This is a genomic window from Bradyrhizobium manausense (genome assembly GCF_018131105.1).
Classification (GTDB): domain Bacteria; phylum Pseudomonadota; class Alphaproteobacteria; order Rhizobiales; family Xanthobacteraceae; genus Bradyrhizobium; species Bradyrhizobium manausense_B.
The window spans coordinates 56,707-74,495 of the sequence record NZ_JAFCJI010000005.1 but is presented as its reverse complement, the minus strand read 5'-3'; the positions used below and the strand labels follow the sequence as shown (position 1 = coordinate 74,495).

General features: G+C 65.5%; 19 protein-coding genes. 8 read left to right on the top strand and 11 right to left on the bottom strand.

The features are described 5' to 3' along the window. Positions 1-251 precede the first annotated feature (251 nt). On the top strand, positions 252-626 hold the full coding sequence (locus JQ631_RS29450) for a hypothetical protein (protein ID WP_212332917.1): 375 nt from the start codon (positions 252-254) through the stop codon (positions 624-626). 224 nt (positions 627-850) lie between these two features. After that, positions 851-1,156, top strand: coding sequence for a YMGG-like glycine zipper-containing protein (locus tag JQ631_RS29445; protein ID WP_212332915.1), 306 nt, complete (start codon positions 851-853; stop codon positions 1,154-1,156). Positions 1,157-1,190: 34 nt separating this feature from the next. On the opposite strand, the gene radC is transcribed toward JQ631_RS29445, so the two are convergent. Further along, positions 1,191-1,904, bottom strand: coding sequence for a RadC family protein (radC, locus tag JQ631_RS29440; protein ID WP_212332914.1), 714 nt, complete (start codon positions 1,902-1,904; stop codon positions 1,191-1,193). A gap of 264 nt (positions 1,905-2,168) precedes the next feature. Between radC and JQ631_RS29435 the strand changes: the two genes are divergently transcribed. Further along, positions 2,169-2,609 (top strand): antibiotic biosynthesis monooxygenase family protein, encoded by a 441-nt coding sequence (locus JQ631_RS29435; protein WP_212332913.1) that lies wholly within the window; start codon positions 2,169-2,171, stop codon positions 2,607-2,609. A gap of 66 nt (positions 2,610-2,675) precedes the next feature. Further along, positions 2,676-3,593: a sigma-70 family RNA polymerase sigma factor gene (locus JQ631_RS29430; RefSeq protein WP_283841832.1), complete on the top strand. Its 918-nt coding sequence runs from the start codon at positions 2,676-2,678 to the stop codon at positions 3,591-3,593. 16 nt (positions 3,594-3,609) lie between these two features. Here JQ631_RS29430 and map read toward each other — a convergent pair whose 3' ends face one another. Both map and JQ631_RS29420 read right to left on the bottom strand, forming a co-directional pair. Next, positions 3,610-4,428 carry a type I methionyl aminopeptidase gene (gene map, locus JQ631_RS29425; protein ID WP_212332911.1) on the bottom strand — a complete coding sequence of 273 codons (819 nt, stop codon included), beginning with the start codon at positions 4,426-4,428 and terminating at the stop codon, positions 3,610-3,612. A 118-nt stretch (positions 4,429-4,546) separates the two neighbouring features. Next, entirely contained in the window at positions 4,547-5,857 is a 1,311-nt protein-coding gene (locus JQ631_RS29420; protein ID WP_212332910.1) for a mechanosensitive ion channel family protein, read from the bottom strand. Positions 5,858-6,073: 216 nt separating this feature from the next. Here JQ631_RS29420 and JQ631_RS29415 point away from each other — a divergent pair, with 216 nt between their 5' ends. Continuing rightward, positions 6,074-7,867, top strand: coding sequence for a potassium/proton antiporter (locus JQ631_RS29415; protein ID WP_212332903.1), 1,794 nt, complete (start codon positions 6,074-6,076; stop codon positions 7,865-7,867). A 173-nt stretch (positions 7,868-8,040) separates the two neighbouring features. Further along, positions 8,041-8,301 carry a PepSY domain-containing protein gene (locus JQ631_RS29410; protein WP_212332900.1) on the top strand — a complete coding sequence of 87 codons (261 nt, stop codon included), beginning with the start codon at positions 8,041-8,043 and terminating at the stop codon, positions 8,299-8,301. Between the two features lie 42 nt (positions 8,302-8,343). Here JQ631_RS29410 and modC read toward each other — a convergent pair whose 3' ends face one another. The 8 genes from modC to JQ631_RS29370 form a co-directional block, all read right to left on the bottom strand. Next, on the bottom strand, positions 8,344-9,006 hold the full coding sequence (gene modC, locus JQ631_RS29405) for a molybdenum ABC transporter ATP-binding protein (protein ID WP_212332898.1): 663 nt from the start codon (positions 9,004-9,006) through the stop codon (positions 8,344-8,346). A gap of 2 nt (positions 9,007-9,008) precedes the next feature. Then, positions 9,009-9,704, bottom strand: coding sequence for a molybdate ABC transporter permease subunit (gene modB, locus JQ631_RS29400; protein ID WP_212332896.1), 696 nt, complete (start codon positions 9,702-9,704; stop codon positions 9,009-9,011). A gap of 19 nt (positions 9,705-9,723) precedes the next feature. Further along, positions 9,724-10,509, bottom strand: a complete 786-nt coding sequence (gene modA, locus JQ631_RS29395) for a molybdate ABC transporter substrate-binding protein (protein ID WP_212332894.1) — start codon at positions 10,507-10,509, stop codon at positions 9,724-9,726. A 191-nt stretch (positions 10,510-10,700) separates the two neighbouring features. After that, positions 10,701-11,204 (bottom strand): hypothetical protein, encoded by a 504-nt coding sequence (locus JQ631_RS29390; RefSeq protein WP_212332892.1) that lies wholly within the window; start codon positions 11,202-11,204, stop codon positions 10,701-10,703. 225 nt (positions 11,205-11,429) lie between these two features. Continuing rightward, entirely contained in the window at positions 11,430-12,374 is a 945-nt protein-coding gene (mepA, locus tag JQ631_RS29385) for a penicillin-insensitive murein endopeptidase (protein WP_212332890.1), read from the bottom strand. A 71-nt stretch (positions 12,375-12,445) separates the two neighbouring features. Beyond that, entirely contained in the window at positions 12,446-13,270 is an 825-nt protein-coding gene (locus tag JQ631_RS29380; protein ID WP_212332888.1) for an adenylate/guanylate cyclase domain-containing protein, read from the bottom strand. A gap of 124 nt (positions 13,271-13,394) precedes the next feature. Continuing rightward, complete coding sequence (locus JQ631_RS29375) at positions 13,395-13,880, bottom strand: hypothetical protein (RefSeq protein WP_212332886.1); 486 nt, start codon at positions 13,878-13,880, stop codon at positions 13,395-13,397. A gap of 142 nt (positions 13,881-14,022) precedes the next feature. Then, positions 14,023-15,177, bottom strand: a complete 1,155-nt coding sequence (locus JQ631_RS29370) for an acyl-CoA dehydrogenase family protein (protein ID WP_212332879.1) — start codon at positions 15,175-15,177, stop codon at positions 14,023-14,025. A 211-nt stretch (positions 15,178-15,388) separates the two neighbouring features. On the opposite strand from JQ631_RS29370, the gene JQ631_RS29365 reads away from it, so the two are divergent. Both JQ631_RS29365 and JQ631_RS29360 read left to right on the top strand, forming a co-directional pair. Continuing rightward, positions 15,389-17,008, top strand: coding sequence for an amidase family protein (locus JQ631_RS29365; protein WP_212332877.1), 1,620 nt, complete (start codon positions 15,389-15,391; stop codon positions 17,006-17,008). 31 nt (positions 17,009-17,039) lie between these two features. Next, positions 17,040-17,786 (top strand): hypothetical protein, encoded by a 747-nt coding sequence (locus tag JQ631_RS29360; protein WP_212332876.1) that lies wholly within the window; start codon positions 17,040-17,042, stop codon positions 17,784-17,786. Positions 17,787-17,789 lie beyond the last annotated feature (3 nt).

Genomic DNA, 17,789 nt, shown 5'->3' with positions numbered 1-17,789 from the left:
CGTTGTGCAAATCAGGCGTGAGCCGCATGCCGCCATCGGCGGGCAAGGGCGCTGGGCGTGGTTCGGCAAATGTGGCAGGTCGCCGCCCATATGCATGTGAAATGGCTTACACGTGCAACGCGAAAGATTGCGGTCAAAGGACGCAATATCGGATCGAGGCACGCGCGAGTGCGCGGCCACCACACGTGATCCGGGAACCGGCCGCTTGCCAGCCCGTTGGCCATAGACACGGTCCGGCTCAGGAGTCCTGCATGGCCAAGCGTGTCCTTGCGATCGGTATCGAACCCGGCAATGCGGACTACAGCGCGTTTCCGCAGCTCACGCCGGCGCTTGTGCGCAACTACATCGAAGCGCAGCTCCTGCGTCTGCGCGGTCTCGGCTACGAGGTCACGAGCTGCCTGATCGATCTCGATGTGGCCGCCGAAGCTGCCGTGACGGCGGCGCTGCGGGACGAGCGCTTCGACTGCATCGTCATCGGTGCCGGCCTGCGCGAGCCCAAGGAGCGGCTATTGTTGTTCGAGAAGGTGCTCAACCTCATCCACCACCTGGCGCCTCAGGCTGCGATCTGTTTCAACACGACGCCCGCCGACACTGCCGAAGCCGTGCAGCGCTGGGTCGATCCGTAATCGCGGACAGGGTGCCCGAGGCATTCAGGCAGATGCCGGAGGCGATCGGCTTTCGCCTGGACAAAGGCCCCTCGATCTGAGGCGGACCAATCGTTACCCTCATGTGTCGTGACTGGCTGGCCCGTTGGCGCAAGGGTCTGGGACGCGTCGGATGCAGGCGAATGTTCTGGCCCGGAATCGCTTCAAAGGCTATGACAGGCCCGATCATATGGGGAGGATTCGGGATGCTTCGACGCCTTGGAATTGCGGCATGTTTCTCGGTTGCGATGGCCGTCCCGGTCCATGAGGCGATGGCGCAGGACGCGGTCGGCGGCGCCATCATCGGTGGCGTGGGCGGAGCGATCCTGGGTGGCGCGCTTGGCGGCGGCCGCGGTGCGGCCATCGGTGCGGTCGTCGGCGCCGGCACCGGGGCGGCGATCGCTGCCGAAGGCGAGCGCCGCCGCTCCGGCTATTACGCCTATCAGCGCGGCTGCTACATGCAGCGCCGCGACGGCCGTTACGTGCCGGTCGATCCGCGATACTGCTACTGACTTGTCATTCGGCGCTGGCGCGGCTGGCGGGCCTTCAGATCAGTCGCATGCCGCGCAGGCTCGCATGTCCGCTTTTGCCGACAATGATGTGGTCATGCACGGCAATCCCCAGCGGCTTGGCGATGTCGATGATCGCTTTCGTCATCTGGATGTCGGCTTGCGAGGGCGAGGGATCGCCGCTCGGATGGTTGTGCACCAGGATCAACGCTGTCGCTGACAATTCCAGCGCGCGCTTGATCACCTCGCGCGGATAGACCGGCGTGTGGTCGACGGTGCCGGTCTGCTGCACCTCGTCGGCGATGAGCTGGTTGCGCTTGTCGAGGAAGAGCAACCGAAACTGCTCCTTGTCGGCGAAGGCCATGCTGGTGCGGCAATAGGCGATCACCTCGTTCCAGGACGACAGCGCGTTGCGGCTGTTGACCTCGCCCCTGGCGACGCGGTGCGCGGCCGCTGCGATGAGCTTGAGCTGGTTGACCGCCGCGTCGCCGACGCCGTCGACGTCGCGCAAGCGCGCGACCGGCGCGTGGATCACCTCGGCGAACGAGCCGAAGGTCTTGATCAGCGTCTTCGCCAGCGGCTTGGTATCGCGCCGCGGCAGCGCCGGAAACAGCGCCATCTCGAGCAGTTCGTAGTCGCTGAGCGCATCCGCGCCGGCGCTGTAGAAGCGTTCGCGCAGCCGCTCACGATGGCCGAGATAATGCGGCGTGTCCTCTGGCTTGCTGTCGTCGGCGTCGGGCTTGGCGGGCATCGCCCACCAGCATTGCCGCGGATCATCGCATTTGCAACCGTCAATTGCGGTCGGCCCATGCCGCGGGGCGGCTGAGCGGGCCTGCGCCCGATCGCCACCTCCACCGGGACGGTGACGCCGAGCGAATCCGAACGTTCGGCGCCGTCCAGGGGCGGGCGGCCGGACGAAAAATATTCGTGGCCTACCGTTTCCTTTTCACCGCCGCGTTCGTCTCTGAGCTGAGGGCCTCAATGAGCGGCCAGCAGAGTTCAAAGGGGAACATCGATGTCAGGGATCAAATCCACGCCTTCGCGTCGTGCGGTCGTCGCTACCGGCGTCAGTGCCGGCGCCCTGCTTGCCGCTCAAATCGTCCCGTCCTACAGCCAGACCAGGAGTTCGAACATGGAAGCCACCATCCGCGCCGGCAGCGATGTCACCACCCTCGTCAATGTCTTCACGGTCGAGCCCGACAACCAGCAAAAGCTGGTCCAGCTCTTGAAGGAGGGCGCCGACGCCTTCTTCAGCAAGCAGCCCGGCTTCATCTCGTCCAGCGTCCATGCCAGCAAGGAGGGCGGCCGCGCCATCAACTACTCGCAATGGCGAAGCGCTGGAGATATCGAGAACTTCCGCAAGGACCCGAAATTCGCACCGTACATCCAGCGCCTTGCCGCGATCGCAAAGGCCGAGACGATCCTGTGCGAGGTCGTCGAGGTCAATCATGCCTGACCTTTGGCTGATGGCGCCTCCCTCCCGGTTGACGTATCCCGCTGATCGATGACGGGGAGATCCTGCTTGGCAGACGATACGACGAACAACAGCGCGGGGGCGGTCCAGCAGACCGCCCAACAGGCTCTCGAGCGTCTTGCGGTGGAAATGCGGCCGCAGCTGCATCGATACTGCGCGCGGATGACCGGCTCGGTCATCGATGGCGAGGACGTGCTTCAGGAGGCACTGCTCAAGGCCATCGAGGCCGCGCCGCGAACCGGGCCGCTGGACAATCCGGAAGGCTGGCTGTTTCGCATCGCCCACAATGCCGCGCTGGATTTCTTGCGCCGGCGTGTCCGCTACAACGCTGCTCATTCCGATGAAGATCTCGACATGATGGCTGCCCCGACCAGTCCCGTGACAGAACGAGAGATCGTCACCGCGAGCCTCGGGACCTTCATGAGGCTTCCGGTGGCGCAGCGAGGCGCCGTGATCCTGCGCGACGTGCTCGGCTATTCCGTCGACGAAGTCTGCGCGATCATGGGCGGCAGCGTGGCGGCTACAAAGGGCGCGCTGCAACGCGGCCGCGTCCGCCTCCGCGAGCTCGCGGAGGAGCCCGATGACGCCAGGCCTCCCGAGCTGGAGACGACCGAACGCGCGCGCCTGATGCACTATGTCGAGCGCTTCAATGCGCGCGATTTCGACTCCTTGCGCGACATGCTGGCCGCCGACGTGCGGCTGGAGATGGTCAACCGGATTCGCAGGACCGGCCGTCACGACGTCGGGGAGTATTTCGGGCGTTATGCGCAGACCAGCCCCTGGCATTGCGTCCCGGGCTTCGTCGACCGGCGGCCTGCGATCATCATGTTCGATCCGCAGGACCCGTCAGGCCCGCCGCGCTACTTCGTCCTCCTCGATTGGGAGAACGGCAGCATCGTCAACATCAGGGATTTTCTGTTCGCGCACTACGCGATCGAGGGCGCGGAATTGTTCACGCTGGACTGACCGGCGCGGAAGCAGATCAGCCGATCTGCTTCTCGCCGTGGCGCTCCGACAGCGTAAAGATCTCGACGCCGGTGGCGGTGACGCCGACGGAATGCTCGAACTGCGCCGACAGCGAGCGATCGCGGGTCACGGCGGTCCAGCCGTCGGACAGGATCTTCACATGCGGTTTGCCGAGATTGATCATCGGCTCGATGGTGAAGAACATGCCGGGCTTGAGCTGCACGCCTTCGCCGGGCCGGCCGATATGGATGATGTTCGGCTCGTCGTGGAACATGCGGCCGAGGCCATGGCCGCAGAAATCCCGCACCACGCTCATGCCCTGCGGCTCGACGAAACTCTGGATGGCGTGGCCGATGTCGCCGGTGGTGGCGCCGGGCTTCACCGCGGCGATGCCGCGCATCATCGCCTCATAGGTCACTTCGATCAGCCGTTCGGCCTTGCGCGCAATCGGGCCGACCGCATACATCCGGCTGGAATCGCCGTACCAGCCGTCGACGATAAAGGTGACGTCGATGTTGACGATGTCGCCGTCCTTCAGCGGACGGTCGCCGGGCATGCCGTGGCAGACCACGTGATTGAGCGAGGTGCAGGTCGAGTAGCGATAGCCGCGATACATCAGCGTCGCCGGATAGGCGCCGTGGCTGAAGGCGAAGTCGCGGACGAATTCGTCGATGCGGTCGGTCGGCACGCCGGGGCCGACGATGTCGGTGAGCTCGTCGAGGCACTTTGCTACCAAAGCACCCGCCTTGCGCATGCCGGCAAAGGCACTCGGCCCGTGCAGCTTGATCTGTCCGGTCTTGCGCAGGGAGGTATCGGTGGCTTCGACGTAGCTCATGCTTCTCTGGTCTTCTGGGGCTAAGGCGGGTGCGGAAGGGCTTGAATTCAGGCTTCAATTTAATGATTGCGGGCCCTCGCGCAAGCTTCGCCTACCCGCCATGCGCCCGAAAGCGGTCTCAATTCGGGACTTCTACGGTGGTTTCGACCGGCAACGCGCCGCCGCGGACGCGGATTTCCCGGACCGGGTAGGGAACCCGGATGCCCTCGCGCTTGAAGGCGTCCCACAGCGCCAGCATCACGTCGCTCTTGACGGCATCCATGCCGTCGGGGTCCGCAAGCCAGAGCGTCAGCGAGAACTTCATGCCGGCCTCCGCGAACTCGGTCAGCAGGCAGTTCGGCGGCTTGCCTTTCTGTGCGCGCGGATGGGCCGAGGCGGTTTCGATCGCGAGCCTGCAGACCAGCTTCGGATCGGCGTCGTAATTGGTGCCGAAGGTGATCTTCACCAGCGTGTTCTTGTCGGTGTAGGTCCAGTTGACGACCTTCTGCGTCACCAGATCCTCGTTCGGCACCAGGAATTCGCGGCCGTCGCCGGCGGCAACGGAAATATAGCGCGTCTTCATCGCGCTGATGCGCCCGGTATTGTCGCCGATGGTGACGAGGTCGCCCGGCTTCACCGATTTGTCGGCGAGCAGGATGATGCCGGAGATGAAGTTGGCGACGATCTTCTGCAGGCCGATGCCGATACCGACGCCGACCGCGCCGGAGAACACCGCAAGCGCCGAGAGGTCGATGCCGACAGCGCCGAGCGCGATCACGATGGCGACCGCAAGCAGCCCGATGCGGATGATCTTGATCAGCAGCACCTGGACCGACGGCGTCAGATCGGTCGTCGAGTTGATCTTGCTCTCGGCGAAATTGCTGGCAATGTTGGTGAGCCAGAGCGCAATGATCAGAAGCGCACCGGCCTTGATCACCAGCAGCGGTGACAGCCGCAAGCCCCCGAGCACAATCGCGTAGGAATCGAGCAGGTCGACCGTGGTGTCGAGCTCGCCGAGGATCGACAGTGCGGCAAATAACCAGGCCGCAACCGACACCAGCTTGACGATGAAGGCGTTGCGCAACACCGAGGTCACGAGCCGGATCGCAAGCCAGGCGAGCCCGAGCTTGGCGGCGACCATCAGGAGATAGCTGCGGCTCGGCCAGGTCGCGTGATACATCACCACGCGCGAGACGATCACGAGCAGGGTGAACACGGCCGTCGAGGCGCTGGCGGCCATCACATGGGCGAAGCGGCGAAGCGGCATCGGCCAGCGCATGGCGAGCGAGTTCATGTCGACCCGGTTGCGAATGGTGGCTTCCGCAGCATAGGCGATCCCGGCCGCCGCCAGGATCAGCCCGAATTGCAGGTAGAACCAGGGCGAGGAGATTTCCGCCCCGACGCTGCGCGCGGTGGTCTGCACGAACTCCATGAAGTCTTTGAGGTCCATCGGGCAAAATCTCGTCGGGAAGCAGGCGGGAGGACTTGATTCGAATTCGCCGCAGAATCCCACAAACGACGCGGCCGGGCCATCGATACACCGCGAAGTGAAGCGCGTTAAGGCCGCAAAATACGGGCAGATTGCCGCGAGTGGGCGAAAATGGGTTGGCGCGCCGGGGCGGCGACGATAAGGATGCAATTCCAGCGATTTGTACCCGGAAGGTGGATGGCTTCCCTCGACTCTTTCAGCATTGCCATTCTGCTCGGCGCCGTCCTCGTCATGGCCGGTATCCTCTCGAGCCTGCTCGCGCTGCGCTTCGGTGCGCCGTTGCTGCTGGTCTTCCTTGTCATCGGCATGCTCGCCGGCGATTCCGGCCCCGGCCAGCTCCAGTTCAACGACGTCGGCACCACCTATCTGGTCGGCTCGGTGGCGCTCGCCCTGATCCTGTTCGACGGCGGGTTGAAGACGCGTTTTGCCAGCATCCGCACCGTGCTCGCGCCCTCATTGGTGCTCGCGACCGTCGGCGTGCTCCTGACCGCGCTGATCACGGCGCCGTTCGCCAAATTCGCCCTCGATCTCAACTGGGCGGAGTCGCTGCTGGTCGGCGCGGTCGTCGCCTCGACCGACGCAGCCGCCGTGTTCCTGCTGGTGCACACCCAGGGTCTGCGCCTGCGCCCGCGCGTCGGCGCGACGCTGGAAGCCGAATCCGGCACCAACGATCCCTTCGCGATCTTCCTCACCTTGATGCTGGTGGAATACATCTCGCTGGGTTCGAGTTCGCCCGGCCATGTGGTGATGGAATTCGTCCAGGAGGCGGTGCTCGGCGCTGTCATCGGCGTGATCGGCGGACGTCTCGTCGTCATCGGGCTGAACAGGGTGGCGCTGCCGCAAGGCCTGCACGCGCCGTTCGTGACCACGGCCGCGCTGGTCATATTCGGCGGCTCGCAGATCATGCACGCCTCCGGCTTCCTCGCCGTCTATCTCGCCGGCATCATCATCGGCAACCGGCCGACGCGCGCGCATAATTCAGTGGTGGCGTTCCTGGATGCCGCGACCTGGCTGGCGCAGATCGTGATGTTCGTGCTGCTCGGTCTCCTGGTGTCTCCGATCCGGCTCGGTTCCAGCGTGCTGCCCGCGGTCGGCGTCGCCTTCGTCCTGATGCTGGTGGCGCGACCGATCGCGGTGTTCGTGTGTCTCGCACCATTCCGCTTCAACTGGCGGGAAAAGATCTTCATCGCCTGGACCGGCCTGCGCGGCGCGGTCGCGATCTTCCTGGCCTCGATCCCGATGCTGGTCGGCCTGTCGAAAGCCTATCTCTATTTCGACGTCGCCTTCGTCGTCGTCATCATCTCGCTGCTGCTGCAAGGCTGGACGCTGGCGCCCGCCGCGCGCAAGCTGCACGTGGCGCTGCCGCGCGCCGAGCGCGGGCCGCGCCGTGTCGAGCTGGATCTGCCCGGCCAGCTCGAGCAGCAACTGGTCGGCTATCCGGTGCGGCCGAAGAGTCTTTATTTCCGCCGCGGGCTGATCCCGTCCTGGTCCAAGCCGACGCTGGTGATCCGCAAAGAGAGCATTTTGACGCCTGTCGAAGCCGAGCCGATTGCGCCCGGCGACTACATCTATCTGTTGGCGCCGCCGGAAAAGGCCGAGGCGCTCGACCGCTTCTTCGTCGACATGCAGCCGAGCACGGCGCCCGACCCGCATCTGCTCGGCGACTTCATGGTCTCAGGCGAGCACACGCTGGCCGAGCTTGCCGAGATCTACGGCGTGAAGGTCGGCGAGGATGATGGCAAGCTGACGCTCGCCGATTATTTCGATGTCCATCTCGATCGCGCGCCGAAGGAAGGCGCCGAGCTCGCTTTGGATTCGATCGTGCTGGTCGCGCGCAGCATTTCCGGTGGCCGCGTCAACGTCGTCGGCCTGCGCCTGCCGGAAGAGGACGAGACTCCCGCACCGCTGACCCGCAGTCAGGCGCTGCGGCGCAAGCTCGCAGAGCTCTGGACCTCCGTGGCGGGCGTCTAGCGCGCTGCGCCCGCAATGACGGTGTTGTGGAACATCGACCGCCCGACAACTGCCACCAAATCGCCGCAACCGCCAAAGATTTGCGCGGCTTCGTGAGGTCCGGTTCCGGAACGCTCTGCGGCGTTGTCAGTTCTTAGCCGCGTAACGGTCAACGCATCTGACAGGAGCAACCCATGCGTAAACTCATCCTGCCCGCCATCGTCGCAATCGGTCTGGGAGCAGCGGCACCGGCGATGGCCTATGACACGGGCGATCAGGTCTCGATGCAGGCCGCGCTCGATGTTGCGACCGACATCGGCGTCATGACCATTTCGCACACCGAATTCGCCGGCGACGAATGGCAGATCGAGGGCCGCGACAGTCGCGGTCGCTGGATGGAGGTCGACGTCGACGCCCGGAGCGGCGACGTGCGGAACGTCGATCGCAGCTGGTAGATGCAGGGCGAGGCGGATCGTGCAAAGCGCGATCCGCCTCGCTTACGTCAGCACCTTCACCCCGCCGAACGACGTCACGCGGCCCTGCCTGAGCATCACGATCTGGGTCGCGAGCTGGCGCAGTTCGGCAACGTCGTGGCTGACATAGACCATTGGGATATTGGCCTCGTCCCGCAGCCGCACCAGATAAGGCAGGATCTCGAGCTTGCGGGCCTCGTCGAGCGCGCCGAGCGGCTCGTCGAGCAGCAGCAAACGCGGCTTCGACAGCAGCGCGCGGCCGAGCGCGACGCGCTGGCGTTCGCCGCCGGAGAGCTTTCCGGGACGGCGATCCAGAAGCGCGCCGATGTCGAGCAGCTCGACGACGCGGGTGCGTTGCGCCGGATCGGCCGCGAGGCGGTTCATCCGCCGTCCATAGTCGAGATTTTGCGCGACGTTGAGATGCGGAAACAGCCGTGCGTCCTGGAAGACGTAGCCGATGCGACGGCGATAGGTCGGCACATGAAGGCCAGCCGCGGTGTTGTCGACGGTCTCGCCGTCGATGACGATGGTGCCGCGATCGGGCAGCAGAAGGCCCGCGATCATGTTGATCAACGAGCTTTTGCCGGCCCCGGAAGCGCCGAACAGGCCGGTGACGCGGCCTTCGCTCGAGAATGACGCCGAGAGCGAGAATTCACCGAGTTGTTTTTCGACATCGACGCGCAGCATGGTCAGTTTCCGTGCAGGCGCTGCGTGGCGCGGCGGGCGAACCATTCGGCGGCGATCAACGCACCGAGTGCGAGCACAACCGAGACGATCACGAGCCGTCCCGCGGCAGCGTCGCCATCAGGCGTCTGGATCAGCGAATAGATCGCCGAGGAAATCGTCTGGGTCTCGCCCGGAATATTGGAGACGAAGGTGATGGTCGCGCCGAACTCGCCGATTGCCTTGGCAAAGCCGAGCACCATGCCGGCGAGCACGCCGGGCAGAGCCAGCGGCAGCGTCACCGTGAAGAACACCTTGAAAGGGGCGGCACCGAGCGTCTCGGCGGCCTGTTCGAGCCGGCGGTCGATCGCCTCGATCGACAGCCGCATCGGGCGTACCAGCAGCGGAAACGACATCACGCCGCAGGCGAGCGCAGCGCCAGTCCAGCGGAAGGCGAAGACGATGCCGAGATGATCGGCGAGGAACGCGCCGACGAGGCCGCGGCGGCCGAACGTCAGAAGCAGGAGATAGCCGGTGACAACAGGCGGCAGCACCAGCGGCAGATGCACGACGGCATCGAGCACCGACTTGCCCCAGAAATCCTTGCGGGCGAGCAGCCACGCCAGCGCAATGCCGAACGGCGTTGCCACCAATGTCGCGATGACGGCGACCCTGAGCGAGAGCAGGATCGCCGTCCATTCGGCAGGAGAGATGTCGAGCACGAAAATCAGGTTGCAAAGATTACGTTGTGGGGCTGACCAGGAATTTGAAGCCGTATTTCTCCAGGATGGTCTTTGCCGCCGTCGAGCGCAGGAAGGCGAGATAGGCGTTGGTCTCGGGCTTCGCCGTCGTGGTCGCCGCCACGGGATAGATGATCGCGGGGTGCGATTCCGCCGGGAAGGTGCCGACGATCTTCACGCCGGGCTCGACCTTGGCGTCGGTGGAATAGACGATGCCGAGCGCCGCTTCGCCACGCGCCACCAGCGTCAGCGCGGCGCGCACGCTCTCGGCCATCGCGAACTTCGGCTCCGCGGCCTGCCAGGCGCCGAGCTTCTCCAGCGCAGCCTTGGCGTATTTGCCGACCGGCACCGACTTGACGTCGCCGGTGGCGATCTTGCCGTCGCCGGCGAGCTTTGCGAGGTCGAAGCCTTGCGCGATGGTGACGTTGTCGATCTTCGAATCCTTCGGTGCGATCAGCACGATGCTGTTGCCGAGCAGGTTCACGCGGGTCGGCTCGTTGATGGTCTTCTTGGACAGCGCATAGTCCATCCAGTCGGTGTCTGCAGAAACGAACACGTCCGCCGGCGCGCCCTGCTCAATCTGCTTTGCCAGAGCCGAGCTTGCTGCGTAGCTTGCCGTGATCTTGACGCCTGTCTTGGCGGTGTAGGCAGCGTCGACCTCGTCGAGCGCATTCTTCATCGAGGCGGCAGCGAAGACGGTAATGGTCTTGTCCTCGGCGCTGGCAGGCGAGAGTGTCGTGCCTGCGAGCATGACGAAGGCAGTGAAAAGTCCGGCAAGTCGATACATGAATGGCGCTCCGTGCGAGCCCGCGCGCGCAAACGCACGCGCAAATCTGGCGTTGGGTGGGTTGGGCGACGGGCGGAAGCGCTGTTCCACGTGTCCCCGCAACGGCTTACGGCCGGCGAGGATATCGCAGGGGCGAAGATAGCAGGCTGAGCCCTCAGGTCAAAGGCGACCCTTTGTCTAAAGTGATGGGTTTATTGCGCCGGCAGGATCGAAATCGAGAGCGAATTGTCCCTGGCGCCACTGACCTGAAGCACGAAGGGCTTGTCCGAGAGCTCGTATTTCATGGTCTTGCGGATGCCGTCGCAATCGGTGGCGCCGCTGAAGGCCACGGGCTTGAGGAAATGCCCGTCCTGGACCAGATCGACCCAGGCGCCCGAGGACAGGCTGACGGTGTAGAGCCCGGCCTTCGCGGCCTTGATGCTGGTGAAGCCGGCAAAAGTGCCGTCCTTCGGTGCGCGCTCGGGCGGCGAGGGCAGTTTTGCCTCCTGAGGCGCGACCAGCCCCAGCATGATCGCCGATGACGGCACCGCGGCCTGCTCGGCCCCCGAGGCGAGCTTGGCGCGATCAGGCGCGGTCAGCGCGGCGCGGTCGCGCTCGATCGGCCATTTGAACTTGTCGCAGCCGCTCGGCTCCTCCGCGGCGAAAGCGGAGGTCGCACTGATCGAGAGCACGGCAAGGAGAGCGGGGATGCGCATGTCAAATCTCATCGTTGGCCACGCGATAGCCGCGGGCTTGCAGCCAGGTTTCGTTGGAGGCGGGATGCGCATCCCGGAATGCCGCGGACTTACGGCCGCGCGGCCAAGGCGATGTTAGCGCATTTGATGTGGACGAACCAACCAACTAGTTCGTCATCCCGCGGCGCGCGTGGCGCGAGCCGGGGACGACCCCGGTGGCTTGGTGTCCGTGTGTGCTCACATCCGCTACGGCTTGGCGTCCGCCGCGTGCAGCACGGCTTTGCAGGCCGCGGGCATCTGCGCCAGCGTCATCGGCGGTTTCGGCTTCGGCGGCTGCGGCGGCGGCTTGGGATGCAGCACGCCCTCGCTGAACCAATAGGCGAAATCGGAGGGCTTGCAGCCTTCGTCCCCGGATTGGGACGGCTGGCCCTGGCATTCGCCTGATCCCGCCGGGCAACGCATGCGGATATGGAAATGATAGTCGTGGCCCCACCACGGCCGGATCTTCGACAGCCAGGAGCGGTCGCCCTTGGCCTCGCGGCACAGCGCCTTCTTGATCGCGGGATTGACGAAGATGCGCTGCACCGCCGGCTCCTGCGCGGCGTCGCGCAGCACCAGCACATGGCTCGGCGTGAAGACGCGGGGATCGATGTCGAGCCGGTCGTCGCGCACCATCATCACCGCCGACATCTCCTCGCGCTCCTCGCGCGAGAGCCGATGGTCCGGCATCGGCGTCAGCCAGATGTCGGCGTCCAATCCGATCTGATGGCTGGCATGGCCGGACAAGGCGGGCCCGCCGCGCGGTTGGCCGATATCGCCGACCAGAATGCCCGGCCATCCCGCATCCTTGTGCGCCTTGGCAGCCAGGCGCTTGATCAGCGCGATCATGTCGGGGTGGCCCCAATTGCGGTTGCGCGACAGCCGCATCACCTGCCAGGTGTCGCCGTTGAGCGGCATCTGCTGGGCGCCGCCGATGCAGCCCTTCACATAGGAGCCGATGACATGCGCCGGCCCGGTCGAGGGCAACAGCTTGCGCGCGAAAAGTTCCTTGGCGCCGATCTTGGGATCGTTCGGATGGGCGAGCGGCGGCAACGGTTTTGGGTTCACGCTGCCTTTGTCCTGGGCCAGCGCGTCGCCGGCGGCCAGGAGTGTCATGACAAGCAGGAGAGGGATGATGCGGCGGGGACTCATGCGAACGTGCTTATACCCCAATGCCACCTCAGGGTCACTGAACGATGCGGTGTATGACCCGGCCGCGTTCCCTAACGGAGAGCCCGATTGGGTTGACCGGAAACCGTCGCGACATAGGCATCGACGGGGGCGTCGTAGCCTTTGAGTGTCAGGCTGCGCTGCTCGGCGGACATATTGGCCGGCGCGCCTTCCCAGACGGCCGCACTGATCACTGCTTCGCCGCCCTTGGCCGCGGCGACGAGCCGCGCGCAGAAATTCATGGGATCCCCAAGCGCGGCAAACTGATAATTGCCGTCCTCGACGCCGATGGAGCCGACGAAGGTCCTTCCCGCATGCACGCCGACGCCGATGGAGAGCCACGGGCCGGCGGGATCGTCGTGTCCGGTTGCGCGCAGCAGAGCGAGAGCGGCCTTGATCGCGTGCCGGCGATAGTCGCTGCCGCAGAAGCCCGGCAGATAGATCCCGATTACCTCGTCGCCGACCATCTTGTCGACCACGGCGTCGCTCTTGTTGAGCACATCCGTCGCGATCTGGAAAAAGCGCTGCATCAGCGCGGCAAAGGCGGCCGGGCCCAGGCGCGCGGCGAGCTGGGTCGATCCCCGCACGTCGGCATAGAGCATGCCGATGTCGATCTCGGCGCCGCCGCGCTCTTTCGCCAGCACCGCCTCGCACTGCTCGCAAAAATGCGGATTGCGCCGCCATGGCCGAAAGCCCGCCAGGCGCAACGCCGGCGCGGTGAAGCCGTCGAAACCGACGCAGCAGAGCCGGCAGCGATCGTTCGCCGTGGGCGACAGCGCGCGCATCACCTTGCGGCCACGGCGCAGTGCGGGATGCTCGCCGGACAGCATCTGTTGCCAGAACAGGTTGCGATCCTGACCGTCTGTGAAGTCCGACATCCGTCCCGATGGCCGAAGTTGGTTTCCGCCATCGTAGTGCAGCTGCGGGAAGCGAGCAATGAGCCGGGCATTTCGGCGCAGCGAGGCCGCCGCGCCGGTCGTGTCACCCTGGATAGATTGGAGTCTAGTAGCCGGCGTAGGCACCAGAGGGCGCGCAATAGTCATAGCCATAGCCGCCGCCGTAACCGTAATACGATGTGGACGGATAGCCGTAGGCGGGATAGCCGCCGCCGTAATAGCCGCCATAGCCTCCGTAATAGGCGCTCGCGATCCCGGCGCCGACCACGGCGCCTGCGACGCCGTAACCCAGGCCGCGATAGCCGTAACCGCGATAGCCATAGCCACGGTAGCCGTAGCCGCGATAGGCCAGACCGCCGCGATAGCCATAGCCTCCACGATAGCCATAGCCGCCTCGATAGCCCAAACCGACGCCGCGATAGCCGTAGCCGCCGCGGTAGCCGTAGCCCCAGCGCACTTCGGTGGTGGCGGGATCGATCATCGATTTCATCGTCGCCACTGACGTCGGCATCGGCCCGGCCTGGGCGCTGGTGACAAGCAGGGCACCGGCAGCGGCGAGAATGGCAGTACGCAGAGTACTCGAGGACCTCATGATCATCTCCGTGCTGTTCGGCAGCGCTTCTGCGCGGCCGTCGACAGCCTATTCGGGGATGGCGCCGCTGCGGCGGGCTTGATTTAAATCAAGCATTTTCAGCCCCTCGCGACCGATCGTTTGACGAGGCAGCGCGGCCCGATCAGCGGCCTTCCGACAGGATCGCCTTGCCGACATCCTCAAAATGCGTGTCGCGCGCCTGGATCTGCTGGGCAATCGCGTGCATGTCGCGAAACCGTCGCTCGAACGGATTGCTGCGGAACACGGCGGTGGCGCCGGCCATGCGGTAGGCGGTGTCGACCACCCTGGCCGATTGCTGGATGGTCCAGGTCGCGGCGAGACGGACGGCGCTGCGATGCGCCGGGCTGAAGACGCCAGATACCGAGAGGTCGCGCCACATCGCATGGGCCGTTCCGTAGAGATAGGCGCGCGCGGCGCGCAGATCGCCCTCGGTGCGCCCGATCAAGCCCTGGACCGCCTGGTTGTCGCGCATTGCGCTGGCCGCCAGCGACTGATGCTTGGCGCGCGCCAGTGCGATCGCCGCATCCAGCGTCGCGCGCGCGACGCCAAGCGAGACCGACGCAAAGCCGAGGCTGAAGGTCGAACCGGTCGGAAGCCGATAGAGTGGGCCCGGCTCGCGCAGGGCACTCGGCACGTCGCGAAACGCGGCAAAGCGATCGGGGACGAAGAGGTCGTGCACCTCATAGGAATCGGTGCCGGTGCCGGCGAGCCCGATCGTCTGCCAGACGTCGTGCATGACGGCATGCGAAAGCGGGAACAGCATGGTGCGCATCTCCGGCGACCCATCGGCATTCTTGCGCGGCGTGCCGTCGGCATCGATGATGCGGACATGCGCGCCGAGCCAGGTCGCCTGTCGCGAGCCCGAGGCAAAATCCCATCGGCCCGTAACGCGGTAACCGCCATCGACCGCGCGCGCCTCGTGTGCCACCGCGCCCCAGGCGAGGATGCCGGGGGCGGTGTTGAAGATCTCGTGCGCACTGTCGTGGTCGAGTGCGGCTGCGATCATCGCGCAGACGCTGCATTGGCCGAGACACCAGGCCGTGGACGCATCGACCTTCGCGATCTCCTCCAGCATCTGCATGAAAATCTCGGGCGGCGCTTCCGAGCCGCCCAGGCTCTGCGGCAGCAGCGCGCGGTAGAGCCCGTTCTCGATCAGAGCGCCCACGACATCAGGCGTCAGCCGCCGCGTCCGCTCGATCTCGTCTGCCTCGTCAGCAATCAGCGGCGCGATGGCCCGCGCCCGCTCGACGAGGCCAATTCCCACAGTTCCGTCCATATCTGCGTTTCCTCGCCCATTCTGGTGTGAGCGGTGAAACGCGATGGTCCTCTATCTGCTGGCGTCAATCAAGCCGCAACGGCCGCGCTGATGTCGGCGGCGTCATCGGAATGCGCAGGCCGGATCGTGCAGTCCATCACGCGCTCCTGCTTGTCGCGCAATCCCGATAAATGCTACGTTTTGTAGCATATATCCGTTCAGGGGGCACGTCATGAAGAAGCCGACCCGTCGCGACGCGGCGCCGGAGCTGCCGCGCGAGGATGGGCCGATGAGCGACATCGTCGACGCCCTGGCCGACGGGCGGGTCACCGCAACAATGCTGACAAAAGCCTATCTTGCACGGGTCGCGGCCTACGACCGCGCCGGGCCGATGCTGAATTCCGTTCGCGCGCTCAATTCCGACGCGCTCGCGATCGCCGCCGAGCTTGATGGCACGAGGCCGTCAGCCAAGCGGCCGCTGGCCGGGGTGCCGATCCTGGTGAAGGACAACATCGCGACATCGGACCAGCAGCCGACGACGGCGGGCTCGCTGGCGCTGGAGGGCGCGCGTGCCAGGCGCGACGCCACCGTCGTCAAGCTGCTGCGCAAGGCCGGTGCGGTGATCCTCGGCAAGACGAATTTGACTGAGTTCGCCAACATCCTCGCAGTCGAGATGCCCGCGGGCTATTCCTCGCTCGGCGGCCAGGTGAAAAATCCTTATGCGCCGGCGCTGATGGGTGAGCACGACATTCCGGTCGTCACTCCCGGCGGATCGAGCTCGGGTTCGGCGGTGGCCGTGGCGGCCGGCCTGTGTGCGGCCTCGATCGGGACCGAGACGTCGGGCTCGCTGCTGCATCCCGCCAGCCGCAATGGCATCGTCACCGTGAAGCCGACGGTCGGATTGATCAGCCGTGCCGGCATCATTCCGATCGCGCATAGCCAGGACACGGCGGGTCCGATGACGCGCACGGTGCGCGACGCCGCGCTGCTGCTCAACGTGCTCGCGACCAGGGATCCGCGCGATCCCGCAACCGAGCGGCAGAAGCGGCCGGCCGACTACACCGCCGATCTCGCGCGCGACGCGCTGAGAGGTGCGCGGATCGGCGTGCCCAGCGATCCCTCAGATCCGCTGAACGACTGCTATTACGGCAAGCTGCCTGCCGACGGCGCCAAGCTGATGGCCGACGTCATCGAGCTGCTGGAGGATCTCGGCGCCGTCATCGTGCGCGCCAGCATGCCGACGCGTGGCTGGCTTGCCGGTCCCGGCACCAACATGGCCGTGCTCAACCGCAATCCGCTGAGTGCCAACAAGGGCAATCCAACCGGTGCGCCGATCGTTTTCCTCTACGAGCTGAAACACGGTCTCAATCGCTATCTGAAGGATTGGGCGACCAATACCGATATCAAGACCATGGCCGACATCATCGCCTTCAACGCGGCGAATGCGAAGGAAACCTTGCGCTTCGGCCAGGACCTGTTTCTCGCCGCCGACCTCACCAAAGGCGACTTGAGCGAGCGCGAGTACAAATCCGCGCGCGCCATGGACCTGCTTGCGGCCAGGACGCACGGCATGGGCGCCTACATGAACCTGCACAAGCTGGATGCCGTCCTGTTCCCCGCCGCGACGGGCGCAGCGATTGCGGCCAAGGCCGGCTATCCCAGCGTCATGGTGCCGGCTGGCCTCGTCTCGGGCGCCGACGGCAAGGAGGCGCCCGATTGTCCGGTCGGCGTCACGTTTGCAGGCCGCGCCTGGAGCGAGCACAAGCTGTTGCGCCTGGCCTATGCCTATGAGCAGGCCTCGAATATGCGGAAGCCGCCGCCGGGGCTGACCGCGCTCCAGGCTCCCGCCTGAACCTTCATGGTGCGGAGCCCGACCAACTCCCATGGCCATCGTCAGAATTCTCCTGGTCCTTCTCGCATTCGTCTCGCCGGCGTTTGCACAGGACGGCGTGCAGGATCTCGCCGCCGCGCGTGACGCCGCGAAGGCCTTCAAGGCCTATGTCGAAGGGGTCGCGAAGAAGGGTGAGCGGCCTGATCTGACCCGGCCCGATATCGCAGCCTTGCTTGGTCATGTCTTTGATCTCGACGCCCTCGCGGCGCTGCCGCCCGCGCAGGCGAGCGACATGGGCTGGCTGATGGACTGGACCGACACCGCAAACCAGACCCACAAGCTGTTCATCTTGTACGGCATGAAGCCCGGACCGCAGCCCGATCTCGCCGCTCTTGGGCGCAACATGACCGAGTACGGGGATCAGTATGCAGTGGCGATGAGCTTCATGATCCGCGGCATGGCCCGCGAGGCGGTTGCGGGCCAATTGTTCTGGGCACAGCTCCCGGCGGAGCAGCGCACCCGCATCCGCGAGGAGGGATTTGTGGGCTTTCGCAAGAACAGCGCCGTCTACATCCTGACCACGGTCTGCGCAGCGATCCAGGGTGCCAGCAAGCCCGCCAACGCCCGCCTCGTGGCGGCTGCGCTCCGTGACACCCGCGACGTCTGGGCAGGCTTCCTGTTGCCGCAGGACAGGGCCCGTGTGATCGCAGAGCTCGCCGACCTCCCGAAATGGGCGCCCGACGAGATGGCCCGCGCTGACCTCGCCACCTTCACGGCTGCGCTTCAGGCGGTCAATTGATCT

Excerpts from the sequence above, each read along its gene's own strand:
- JQ631_RS29450 (WP_212332917.1), top strand. The coding sequence starts at position 252 with ATGGCCAAGCGTGTCCTTGCGATCGGTATCGAACCCGGCAATGCGGAC.
- JQ631_RS29445 (WP_212332915.1), top strand. The coding sequence starts at position 851 with ATGCTTCGACGCCTTGGAATTGCGGCATGTTTCTCGGTTGCGATGGCC.
- radC (WP_212332914.1), bottom strand. The coding sequence starts at position 1,904 with ATGCCCGCCAAGCCCGACGCCGACGACAGCAAGCCAGAGGACACGCCG.
- JQ631_RS29435 (WP_212332913.1), top strand. The coding sequence starts at position 2,169 with ATGTCAGGGATCAAATCCACGCCTTCGCGTCGTGCGGTCGTCGCTACC.
- map (WP_212332911.1), bottom strand. The coding sequence starts at position 4,428 with ATGAGCTACGTCGAAGCCACCGATACCTCCCTGCGCAAGACCGGACAG.
- JQ631_RS29420 (WP_212332910.1), bottom strand. The coding sequence starts at position 5,857 with ATGGACCTCAAAGACTTCATGGAGTTCGTGCAGACCACCGCGCGCAGC.
- JQ631_RS29415 (WP_212332903.1), top strand. The coding sequence starts at position 6,074 with ATGGCTTCCCTCGACTCTTTCAGCATTGCCATTCTGCTCGGCGCCGTC.
- JQ631_RS29410 (WP_212332900.1), top strand. The coding sequence starts at position 8,041 with ATGCGTAAACTCATCCTGCCCGCCATCGTCGCAATCGGTCTGGGAGCA.
- modC (WP_212332898.1), bottom strand. The coding sequence starts at position 9,006 with ATGCTGCGCGTCGATGTCGAAAAACAACTCGGTGAATTCTCGCTCTCG.
- modA (WP_212332894.1), bottom strand. The coding sequence starts at position 10,509 with ATGTATCGACTTGCCGGACTTTTCACTGCCTTCGTCATGCTCGCAGGC.
- JQ631_RS29390 (WP_212332892.1), bottom strand. The coding sequence starts at position 11,204 with ATGCGCATCCCCGCTCTCCTTGCCGTGCTCTCGATCAGTGCGACCTCC.
- mepA (WP_212332890.1), bottom strand. The coding sequence starts at position 12,374 with ATGAGTCCCCGCCGCATCATCCCTCTCCTGCTTGTCATGACACTCCTG.
- JQ631_RS29380 (WP_212332888.1), bottom strand. The coding sequence starts at position 13,270 with ATGTCGGACTTCACAGACGGTCAGGATCGCAACCTGTTCTGGCAACAG.
- JQ631_RS29375 (WP_212332886.1), bottom strand. The coding sequence starts at position 13,880 with ATGAGGTCCTCGAGTACTCTGCGTACTGCCATTCTCGCCGCTGCCGGT.
- JQ631_RS29370 (WP_212332879.1), bottom strand. The coding sequence starts at position 15,177 with ATGGACGGAACTGTGGGAATTGGCCTCGTCGAGCGGGCGCGGGCCATC.
- JQ631_RS29365 (WP_212332877.1), top strand. The coding sequence starts at position 15,389 with ATGAAGAAGCCGACCCGTCGCGACGCGGCGCCGGAGCTGCCGCGCGAG.
- JQ631_RS29360 (WP_212332876.1), top strand. The coding sequence starts at position 17,040 with ATGGCCATCGTCAGAATTCTCCTGGTCCTTCTCGCATTCGTCTCGCCG.